The sequence below is a fragment of the Mucilaginibacter sp. P4_G9 genome, assembly GCF_056400985.1.
In genome coordinates this window covers 1-11,002 of sequence record NZ_JBFUKF010000174.1, presented here as the reverse complement: position 1 = coordinate 11,002, position 11,002 = coordinate 1, and the positions used below count along the sequence as shown (strand labels likewise).

General features: G+C 42.4%; 9 protein-coding genes and 1 pseudogene. 1 reads left to right on the top strand and 9 read right to left on the bottom strand.

Annotated features, from left to right (window positions below):
- From AC1DPZ_RS15430 to trpD, 8 genes are all read right to left on the bottom strand, one after another.
- The coding region (locus tag AC1DPZ_RS15430; protein ID WP_477404909.1) for a glycosyltransferase family 39 protein at nt 1–1,029 on the bottom strand (1,029 nt) is incomplete at its 3' end.
- A 123-nt stretch (nt 1,030–1,152) separates the two neighbouring features.
- On the bottom strand, nt 1,153–2,460 hold the full coding sequence (gene murA / locus AC1DPZ_RS15425; RefSeq protein ID WP_477404907.1) for a UDP-N-acetylglucosamine 1-carboxyvinyltransferase: 1,308 nt from the start codon (nt 2,458–2,460) through the stop codon (nt 1,153–1,155).
- Between the two features lie 402 nt (nt 2,461–2,862).
- The gene (locus AC1DPZ_RS15420; protein ID WP_477404905.1) at nt 2,863–3,594 is read right to left on the bottom strand and encodes a DUF4290 domain-containing protein; all 732 of its coding nucleotides are present in this window, start codon (nt 3,592–3,594) and stop codon (nt 2,863–2,865) included.
- A 762-nt stretch (nt 3,595–4,356) separates the two neighbouring features.
- Entirely contained in the window at nt 4,357–5,421 is a 1,065-nt protein-coding gene (locus AC1DPZ_RS15415; protein WP_477404903.1) for an IS110 family RNA-guided transposase, read from the bottom strand.
- Nucleotides 5,422–5,674: 253 nt separating this feature from the next.
- The gene (gene trpA, locus AC1DPZ_RS15410; protein WP_477404901.1) at nt 5,675–6,445 is read right to left on the bottom strand and encodes a tryptophan synthase subunit alpha; all 771 of its coding nucleotides are present in this window, start codon (nt 6,443–6,445) and stop codon (nt 5,675–5,677) included.
- 105 nt (nt 6,446–6,550) lie between these two features.
- A complete protein-coding gene (gene trpB, locus AC1DPZ_RS15405; RefSeq protein ID WP_477404899.1) occupies nt 6,551–7,732 on the bottom strand; it encodes a tryptophan synthase subunit beta in 1,182 nt (393 codons plus the stop codon).
- The gene (locus AC1DPZ_RS15400; protein ID WP_477404897.1) at nt 7,716–8,360 is read right to left on the bottom strand and encodes a phosphoribosylanthranilate isomerase; all 645 of its coding nucleotides are present in this window, start codon (nt 8,358–8,360) and stop codon (nt 7,716–7,718) included. Before AC1DPZ_RS15400 ends, trpB begins: the two co-directional genes overlap by 17 nt.
- 2 nt (nt 8,361–8,362) lie before the next feature.
- Nucleotides 8,363–9,352, bottom strand: coding sequence for an anthranilate phosphoribosyltransferase (gene trpD / locus AC1DPZ_RS15395; protein ID WP_477404895.1), 990 nt, complete (start codon nt 9,350–9,352; stop codon nt 8,363–8,365).
- 401 nt (nt 9,353–9,753) lie between these two features.
- Here trpD and AC1DPZ_RS15390 point away from each other — a divergent pair, with 401 nt between their 5' ends.
- Entirely contained in the window at nt 9,754–10,698 is a 945-nt protein-coding gene (locus tag AC1DPZ_RS15390) for an ion channel (protein WP_477404893.1), read from the top strand.
- Nucleotides 10,699–10,784: 86 nt separating this feature from the next.
- Here the strand turns inward: AC1DPZ_RS15390 and AC1DPZ_RS15385 are convergent.
- Nucleotides 10,785–11,002, bottom strand: a pseudogene (locus AC1DPZ_RS15385) (SDR family oxidoreductase); the annotation flags it as partial.

Sequence of the window (11,002 nt, the reverse complement as noted above, 5' to 3'; positions counted from 1 at the left end):
GATCATGTTGGGTATGGTAAAAAAGGCTATGGTTAACGCACGAAGAACATAGCCGCTTGTTTTTAACCAGCGTTCGAAACCAAAGCCACCGGCCGCAAAAAGCATTGGATAGACCCCGAATAGGTAATAATTTTTGCCATCCATCTGTAACAGAAAAATGAAGATGAGCGCATAAGCAATAGCCAGAAACTGGAAGTTACGCAGCCTGAACGAGAAGATTAAAAATGCTAAACCGGTGAGCCAAACAAATAACGCAATGCCATGAACGGTAAGCTGTTGCTTAATGAACTCGCCGGGAGTAATGTAATCCAGTTGCTCTTTACGCAGTGTATTCATATGGGTGATCACCGGGAAATGGTGGGTCACCTGCCAGATAAAATTGGGCAAAAATATCAGCATAGCAAGGGCCATTGCGCCCAATATATGCCGGTTAAACAGTAGTTTACGCTGTTTGCTGATAAGTATCCCAACAATAAGGGCTATGGTAAAAAATAGCATGGTATACTTGGTAAGCATCCCCAGGCCAACGGTTGCGCCCAACCAATACAGGTACCTTACATCGGTTGTGTTGAGGTATTTAATGAATAGCCAAACTGTTAAAACCCACCAGAACTGATCATATACCACGGGCTGAAAAAGATAGTCGCTGGCTGCAAATGCTGGCGAAAATATCATGGCTAAACAGGCCAAAGTAATGGCAAACCTGCGCCCTCCAAACTCAATTACAATAAGCCCGGTGAACCAGATAATTAAACCACCAAAAATAGTTGGGAAGAGCCTGGCTGCAAAAACCGAATCACCAAACAGCTTAATGGACAGTTTGGCCAGCAGGGCTATCAATGGCGGTACCTCTTTATAACCCCAATCCAGGTGATCGGCAAGTACCAAGTGCAAAAACTCATCCCGGTGAAAACCGAAATGACTAATGGCAAAAAGGTTTAAAATAACCTTAATAAATACAAAAATCAATATGAAATAAACGTATGTCGACTTCCGGTTTTTGTAGGTCATTGGTTTTTGTTGAAGCATAAGGCTCAAAGCAGAAAGCTAAATGCCAAGGTCCTAAAGCTATGAAAATATTTAGAAAAGCAAAAGCTATTGCCAAAAGCCAAAAGATTGTTGGCTTTCGGCCTTTAGCATTCCGGTTTCAGCTCAAATTCGTGTTATATCTGCGCCCAAAGCTTTTAAACGCGTATCAATATGCTGATAGCCACGTTCAATTTGTTCAATATTGTAGATGGTTGATTTGCCTTGTGCCGATAGGGCGGCTATTAACAAGGACACTCCGGCGCGGATATCGGGCGATGTCATGGAGATACCGCGAAGTTGTACCTGTTTGTCGAGCCCGATAACAGTTGCACGGTGCGGGTCGCAAAGGATGATCTGGGCGCCCATATCCAGCAGTTTATCCACAAAGAACAAACGGCTCTCGAACATTTTCTGGTGGATGAGTACCGAGCCCTTAGCTTGTATGGCTACTACCAGAACGATGCTCAGCAGGTCGGGGGTGAAGCCTGGCCATGGCGCATCGGCAATGGTCATGATAGAGCCATCAATAAAGGTCTCTATCTCGTAATGATCCTGTGCTGGGATATAAATATCATCTCCACGTAGTTCAAGCTTGATTCCCAATCGTTTAAATACGTCTGGAATCATGCCAAGCTCCTTATAATGAACATCTTTTATTGTAATCTCAGACCCTGTCATAGCAGCAAGGCCAATGAACGATCCTATCTCGATCATATCGGGCAGTAAGCGATGATCGGTACCGCCCAGTTTGGTAACACCCTCAATGGTTAACAGGTTTGAGCCTATACCGCTAATTTTAGCGCCCATGCGGTTAAGCATTTTGCACAGCTGTTGCAGGTAGGGTTCGCAGGCGGCGTTGTAAATAGTAGTTATGCCTTTTGATAGCACAGCGGTCATCACAATGTTGGCCGTACCGGTTACCGAAGCTTCATCTAACAGGATGTAGGTACCCTGCAGGTTGGAGGCATCTACATTAAAAAAGCCATCCTCGGGGTTATAATCGAACCGGGCTCCCAGCTTCTCGAATCCTAAAAAGTGGGTATCCAGCCTCCTGCGGCCTATTTTATCGCCGCCGGGCTTAGGGATAGATGCCTTACCGAACCGGGCCAGCAGCGGCCCAACGATCATGATAGACCCACGCAGACCGCCACCTTTGGATTTAAAGGCTTCTGACTGGAAAAAGTCCTGGTCGATATCTTTGGCTATAAAGGTATAGGTGTCAGGAGYGGTTTTCTCGGTGATAACCCCCATATCGCCCAGTAACTCAATGAGTTTATTAACATCCTTGATATCGGGTATATTGCTGATGGTTACTTTCTCTTCGGTAAGTAATACCGCCGAAATTACCTGTAATGCTTCGTTTTTTGCTCCCTGTGGAGTAATCTCGCCCTTTAGCGGTTTCCCGCCGTTTATCACAAATGCGTTAGTCATAGGTGGTTATAATTGATAGATCAATAATTCAATACCGTTAATACTCAATTTTTAAATGAGCGTTGATTCCCGGCAAAGATTATAAAATTTCCTGACTGTTCATCAGTTCATTGGTTTACTTATTGATTGATGTCGTTCGAAGTTGTAAGATTGAATAATTGCCGCCGAAAACTTTTTAAAATGTCGGTTTTGAGTAGAAATCACTTCTTAAATGCTTATAAAGCGACAAAAAAAGTATAATTATTGTAGAAAAATGTACAATTAATTTAGAAAAATCAAGAATTATTTTGGTTTAAAAAGTTCTGAAAAAGTCTGTAAAAAAAGCCCGGTTTTTCGTCGTGAAAAACCGGGCTTTTGTATATTTTGATTTTATCAGATCAATTAAATAAAGATCCCTGGACCTTAATATTTCTTCGCTCCAGGGTTACGGTTACGATTGTTTTGGTTATTACGCGGACCGCTGTTCTGGTTGCTATTGCTACGCCCGCGATTGTTTTGGTTGCTTTGGTTGTTGGTACGCCCGCGGTTGTTTTGGTTGTTGTTTTGAGGATGGTTGTTGGGGCGAAACTCAACACGGTTAAGGTTGATATTCTCTTCCAGTTTCAAAGTACCGCCTGATAAGGCATACAAATCGGCAAGAATGCTTTCGTCGCTTACAGAATCCTTGTTCCATTGAACGTAGGCCATTTTCATGAAGTTGGCTACGGCTTGCACCATGTGGCGTTTGCGCTCGGGCTCTTCAATGCTTTTTGCTTTTTCAATCATCAGCTCAATGGTTTTGCCATAGTGCTTATATTTAATACGCTGGTGGGGGTACCTTAAAGGCTGTGGCTTAAGGTGGATAGCCTCGGGTGTTGGTTTTGGATAGGGCGCGTCTACATCTATCTGGTAATCAGATATAATATGCAGGTGATCCCAAAGTTTGTGCTTAAAATCGGCTACGTCGCGCAGGTGAGGGTTTAAAAAACCCATCAGGTCTATCACAACCTGGGCGTAGCGGTTGCGTTCTTCTTTAGTGGGCAGCGCTACAATATATTTTACCATATTTTGTACGTTGCGGCCATATTCCGACAGGATAAGTTTATTCCTGGTTGAGTTATAATCAAATGTTGCAGGCGTGTTTTCTTGTGCCATGTAATTGCTGTATTAAGAAAGTTTTAAATTAGCCATGCGTCTTTTCCCTGCATAATTGAGGGCCCAGGAGGCTAAAATTGAATTGTAACTGTATTGTAGTAACGCAAATATAACGTAATAGTATTAAAGTGCAAATAAAATTTAAGGCTTCACCCAACCCTCTCCAACCGAGCTACCGTGTGTACACATCTTTATCCAAAGGTTTCTTAAAGTAAGATTGTCATTTCGAATCCTTGAAGGGAAGGCCTATGTAGGGAAAGGGTGAGAAATCTCCTATGATGAAATTATGCGAAAAGCAGGGCTAAATATTCCTGAAAGGTGGTAATAGATTATTTAAAGTTATAATTTATAAACGATTATCCAAAGCGTGGCCATATTTCTTTAACTTTCATTGCAGATCAGAAGAGGAAACAGGCGCTGCTGCGGAGCAACCTGCCAGCAATATGATCCGCTGAATTGGATAGGGCCTCTCTCGGGAGGCTTTTTTTTATGGTCTATCCTTTTCATGAATGGCTAAAAAAACCTTTGCTAKCTTTTAATAATATGTTTTAATGCTTTGACAAAATTAACCAATCAATCTCCTATAAGCAGACACTGTGAATACAGGCCGCATGATCGCGTTCATATTATTTGATAAAATGGCAACCGTAGCCTTGTACAAAACAGACACCTTGCGGGCTGCGGATTTCTCACTTCGGTTTGCCAGTTTGATAAAAAAACAGATGGTTTTTATCAGCATTGTTTATCCTTCTCGTGTTTAATTTATTTTACAACGGCGGTTACATAGGGTTTTTGATTCTTCATTACGTAGCGTATCCTGTTAAGCATTTTTTTAGCTATCCTGATAATGGCCTTGTTTTTTTTCATTCGTTTACAAAGCTCATTAAAAGCCAGTGTCATGGCAGGATCTAAGCGGATGGCTATCCAGCTTGCTTCGATGAGCTTTTCTCTCAATTGATGATGGGCACGGTTGGTAAGCCCCAATATGATTTCTTTGCCACCGGTGCTATGTGTATTGGGCACAAGGCCTACATAATCACACAAGGAATCCAGTGTTTTAAACCGGTTGATATCGCCGATTTCTGTAACGAACAATAGAGCGGTGATCTCACCTACGCCGGGAATGGTCCTGATGAGCTCAATGCTATTGTTATAACGGGCTTGCCTGGACAGGATCCGTACCTGCCTGGTGGCCTGCAACACCATAACGCGCGCTTGTCCATAGCCCTGCAATAGAATATYCAGGTTTATCCTTGCCGATGCCGTTAAAGATAGCGCCTTAAGCCATTGGATATAATTGTTTGACCAATACTTGTCAGCATCTTCTGTTACGGATATGCCCTGAAAATTAAGCCAGCCTTTAATCCTGTTTTTATAGCGCGTCTGGTCTTTGATCATTTGCTGGTAAACGCGGATAATACCCCGGTCGTCCTGCTGTTCAACAGCCGGGACAAAAATACCCTTAAGTCCACCTTCGCTCAACGTTTTACCTAATTTACGACAGTCAACAGTATCTGATTTACGCTGCTTTTCCTTGTCTGTTGTAGGGACATCAGCAGGATTTACGACAATACAATGGATACCYGATTCTGTAAATTCACGCTGATAGCCAAATCCGCAAAATCCGGCTTCGTAAACCACCCGGTAATCTGCTGAAGGATAGTTTTGTTTCAGGTGATTACTTAATTCCCGAGCTGAAGGGTTTTGTGAAAATACCTTTAGTTCCATGTGTTCGCTGCGAAGACAAACTTTCCATGATTTTTTGTGAACATCAATGCCTACAAAAATCTTTTGTCCGCTAAAGTCTAATTGTGTAACTTGTTCCATGAGTTCTTGATTTAAAGTGTTTGTTCAATGTTTTCACTTTAACCTACAACCTTTTTTTCAAGAACTCTTCTTTTTTACCCTTAAMCTATTTCATACATACGATCTTGTACGACATGCAAAATTTGCCGTGCAAGGTCCGATCTGTATAGTTGGAATAGCAAGTCGCAGAAGATTTCTCACTCGTTCCTCGTTTCGAAATGACATTTTTTTGTTCGACTTTTAAATTTATCGACAAAAAAGATATGTGCATAAATTACCCCCTTATCCCCTCAATAAACCTCGGAATTTTTTCCATATACCCTTCTTCGGCTAAAAGCTTTACAAACTTGCTGCCTACAATGGCGCCATTTGCATATGCGCAGGCCTGTTTAAAAGTATTATTGTCCGAGATGCCAAAACCTATAATGGTTGGATTTTTAAGCTCCATGGCTTTTATGCGCTTGTAGTAATCTTCAATGCTATTGGTTAGTTTCAGGTCGCCACCGGTTATGGATGATGACGACAGCAGGTAAATAAAGCTGTTGCTCAGGTTATCAATCTTGCGGATGCGGTCTTCTGATGTTTGAGGGGTTACCAGGAATATATTGCTCAGGTTATTATCAATAAAGCAGGACGAATACATCTCTTCGTACTCGTACATGGGCAAATCTGGCACTATAACACCATCAACACCCAGCTCCGCAGCCTTTTTACAAAAACGTTCGATACCATATTGTACTATCGGGTTAAAATAACCCATCAGCAGTATAGGGATTGTCACCCTTTTTCTCAGCTCGGTTAACTCCTCAAATAACTTGTTCAGGGTCATCCCATTTTCCAGGGCCTGTTCAGAGCTGTGCTGAATGGTAGGTCCGTCTGCAACGGGATCCGAGTATGGGAAACCTATTTCCAGGAAATCGGCCCCGGCTTTTTCCAAAGCTTCGGCAATAGCTACCGTAGTATTTAAAGCAGGATACCCGGCTGTGTAGTATATGGATAACAGGTTATCCTTTTTTGATGTAAAAAGCTGGTTTAAGCGGTTCATTATGCGGTTTATTTGTCTGAACCGGAATTTATCGAATTTGTAGAATTACACGAGTTTTAAAATTCTGTAAATCCATTAATTCTGAGAATTCCGGTTCAGACCATTTTAGAAATTAAAGTATTTTATATACGTATCCAAATCCTTATCTCCCCTGCCCGATATACAGATCACTACGGTATCATCGGCCTTAAATGTCATTTTCTCTAATTGCGCCAAGGCGTGTGCCGTTTCGATGGCCGGGATAATGCCCTCCATTTGCGAACAAAGTAAACCCGCCTGCAAAGCTTCATCATCGGTAATGCTGGTATATTGTGCACGGTTTATTTTATACAAATGCGCGTGCTGCGGACCAATACCAGGATAATCCAATCCCGCCGAAATGGAATACGGTTCAATAACCTGCCCATCTGGTGTTTGCATCAATATGGTACGGCTACCATGCAGCACCCCTTCATGACCTAAAAAAGTAGTAGCTGCTGAATGTCCGCTATCCACACCTTTGCCGGCTGCTTCAACCGCAATAAGTTTTACCTGCTCATCATCTAAAAAATGATAAAACATCCCCATTGCATTACTACCGCCGCCCACGCAGGCCATTACATATTGCGGCAGATCATTACCGGTTTGCTCCAGCAATTGTTTTTTTGTTTCTTCGGATATAACCGATTGAAAACGGGCCACCATATCCGGGTACGGGTACGGCCCAACAACCGAACCAATAATGTAATGTRTATCAACCGGGTTACCAATCCAATCGCGCAAGGCCTCGTTGGTTGCATCCTTAAGCGTTTTACTGCCCGATGAAGCCGGCCTTACCGTAGCGCCCAGCATTTTCATACGCGACACATTAGGAGCCTGGCGGGCCATGTCGATCTCGCCCATGTAAACTACACATTCTATACCCATCAGGGCGCAAACTGTAGCGGTGGCCACACCATGCTGCCCGGCCCCGGTTTCGGCTATGATGCGTTTTTTGCCAAGGCGCTTGGCCAGCAGGATCTGCCCGATGGCGTTATTAATTTTATGCGAACCGGTATGGTTAAGGTCCTCCCGTTTAAAAAATATGTTGGCGCCATACTTTTCTGAATATCTTTTGGCATGATATAATGGCGAGGGCCTGCCTACGTAATTTTTCAGCAGGTCGTCAAATTCAGCTTTAAAATCCGCACCGTTAATGATGCTGAGGTATTGCTGTCTTAGTTCCTCCACGTTTGGGTACAGCATTTCGGGGATGTAGGCGCCGCCAAAATCGCCGTAATAACCATGTTCGTTAACTCCGTACTTCATCGTTAATATTTTGTTTTTTGATGATCTCAAATGCTTGTTCCAATTTACTGATGTTTTTTACACCAGGCGCCGTTTCAAAACGGCTATTCAGATCAACCCCATAAAACTGCGGGTGACTTATCTTTTTTATTTCATCCAGGTTATCAAGGCTTATCCCGCCCGATAAGAAGAAGGGTACATCCAGTTTATAATTTTCCAGCATACCCCAGTCGAAGGTTTTTCCCGAACCACCATAAGCAGCGGTTTTGGTATCGAACAGAAAATAATCTACTTTGTTTACATAATTATTAAGCATGCCAAAATCAAAATTTTCATCCAGTCCAAAAGCTTTAAACACGGTAACCCTGTTCTTAAAATTTTCGCAAAACTCCGGCGTTTCGTCGCCATGCAGTTGTATTACGTCAAAATTATAGGCATCAATCAACTTATTTATATTTTCCTCAATTTCGTTTACAAAAACCCCTGTTTTCTTTATATTTTTCTCGATTTTTCTTAATTTTTCTGCAGATAACTGAGCTATATATCGCGGCGAAGGTCCATAACAAATAAAGCCCAGGTAGTCCGGTTTTAAGGCGGCTACGGCTTCAATATTTTCGGGATCTTTTAAACCACAAACTTTTATTTTCATGCTTAGTTCTGCAATAAGATATTGAAACTGTTGAGTGCCTTCCTGGTGAGCAAAGCTTCTTCGGCCTCATAAAAACAATCGGCAAAAGTTTTTTCGGGGCCGATAGTTTTGATAGCCAGCGCCGCGTTTGATAACACCACGTTATTTTGCGCAGTGGTGCCTTTCCCGTTAAGCACATCACTAAATATTGCTGCTGAGGCACTTACGGTATCACCACCGGCAATGTCAGTAGGGTTTAGTTTTTCGAAACCTAAACTTTCAACACTATGTATCTTTTCGCCCTCGGCCGAGAATGTTTTAAAATCGCAGGTGAGCGATACCTCATCGTAACCTTCCAAAGCATTTACTATAGTGTATTTGGTGGTTGATTTTTGGTAAAGATATGCATACACACGGGCCAACTCCAGGTTAAACACTCCAACAAGCTGATTACCAGGCTTTGCCGGATTAACCAGCGGCCCCAGCATGTTAAAAAACGTTTTTACAGCCAGCTCTTTTCGGATAGGTGCAACAGTTTTCATAGCCGGGTGAAACAAGGGAGCATGCAAAAAGCAAATATTTGCCTTATCAATTCCTCTTTTCAGCTTATCGGCATCATTAGTAAACTGATAACCAAGATATTCCATCACATTTGATGAACCACAACCCGAAGATACCCCATAGTTACCATGTTTGGCCACTTTATAACCGGCACCGGCTACCACAAACGATGCAAGGGTTGAGATATTAAATGTATCCTTCCCGTCGCCGCCTGTACCGCAAAGGTCTATCAGCTCATCGGTTTCCAGGTTAATGGGCAGGCAAAGCTCCAGCATGGCATCGCGAAAGCCCTCCAGCTCGTTAACGGTAATGCTGCGCATGCAATAGGCCGTCATAAAGGCAGCCATTTGCGAGTTATTATATTTACCCTGCGCAATGTTCATCAAAATTTCTTTCGACTGTTCCCTGCTGAAGGTTTTGTGTTCAAAAAGATGATTAAGTATCTGTTTCATATGCTCGCTCCCTAAGCCCCTACAGGGGAATTTTGATTTGCGTGGTTACTATTATTTGCCATCCTGGTTTATCACCCCCCGCGGTTAACGGAGGCTGGTGGACTAAAAAAAAAGGGTTACCGTATGGCAACCCTTCTGAATATTATGTTAAAAAACAAAAAACGGAATTGCCTTACGATTACTCGTTAAGCCACCACCAGTTATTGTTTATTGCGTTTATTTTCATTTATGCCACAAATATGGAAATAGTTTTTATAAAAACAAACAGAATGATAAATTTACCGGAGGCAATTGGTGAGTTCCAGAATTATTGAATTAGTGATTGGGTAAGAGATCAGCCTATATTTCAGCGAATCAAAATTCAATAATTCACTAAATCAGCAATTCACTAATTAATCAAAATGGCTATACATAAAGAAAAAATAAACCCCGAGGATGATCTTGGCTTTGGCACACAGCCTGTTGTAAAAAGCCAGCCGGTTATTAATAAGGATGGTTCTATTAACGTAAAACGCAGGGGGTTACCATTTTTCAGCACCTCAAATAACTATCACTCGCTTATTACCATGAGCTGGAGTAAGTTTTGGGCGATAGTTTTAAGCGGATATTTAACAGCTAACCTGCTTTTTGCATTCATATATGTTTCGCTGGGCACTGATAGTCTTGACGGTAAAAGCGGTACAACTTATTTTGACCATTTTATGGATGCCTTCTTTTTTTCGGCACAAACCATTTCAACGGTTGGTTACGGGCACATCAGCCCCCTGGGAATGGCTGCAAACAGTGTAGCAGCATTTGAATCGATGATGGGCTTACTGGCTTTTGCGTTGGCAACCGGTTTGCTTTACGGGCGTTTCTCCCGCCCATCGGCCAAAATATTGTATAGCAATAATGTGCTGATAGCTCCTTATCGTAATAATGGCAGGGGACTGATGTTCAGGCTGGCCAATTTACGGCGCAACATATTGATTGACCTGGAAATGGAAGTTGTTTTTGGCTACAACGAGGAAGTGAACGGCAAAGTGATCCGCAAGTTTTTCCAGCTTGAACTGGAAAGGAAGTATGTAAGTATTTTAACCCTGAACTGGACGGTAGTACACCCGCTTGACGAAAACAGCCCCTTAAAAGACATGACCCCGGAAGAACTTGAAACCAACCAGGCCAGCCTATCGGTTATTCTTAAAACCTTTGATGATACATTCTCTCAAACCGTACACTCACGCACATCATACATATACTCGGATATAGTTTGGGGTGCTAAATTTACGCCCGTATTCCACAGGGATGAAGATGGCCAGGCGATTTTGGATTTGAGTAAGATAAGTGAATATGAAGTGGTTCAATAGTTCATTGGCGCCTATTGCGCTTATATTTTTCTGAACCGGAATTGAATTTGGAGAATTTTAAATCCTGGTCGGTTCAGACGTATAAACTATCTCAAAAGCGGATTCTTCTCTTTTGTAAAAACATTGTACACCATTTTATCTAAAAAAGCGGGTAGCAGTTTACTTAACAACACCGTAAGTTTCCCCTGCAAGGTCATAACAAGGGTGCGGGAGCGGTTTTCAATACCAGCAACAATAATTTTAGCAACCTGGTCGGATGTCATCATTTTATCCTCTTCCAGGGTACTTTCTCTTTGCTCTACCC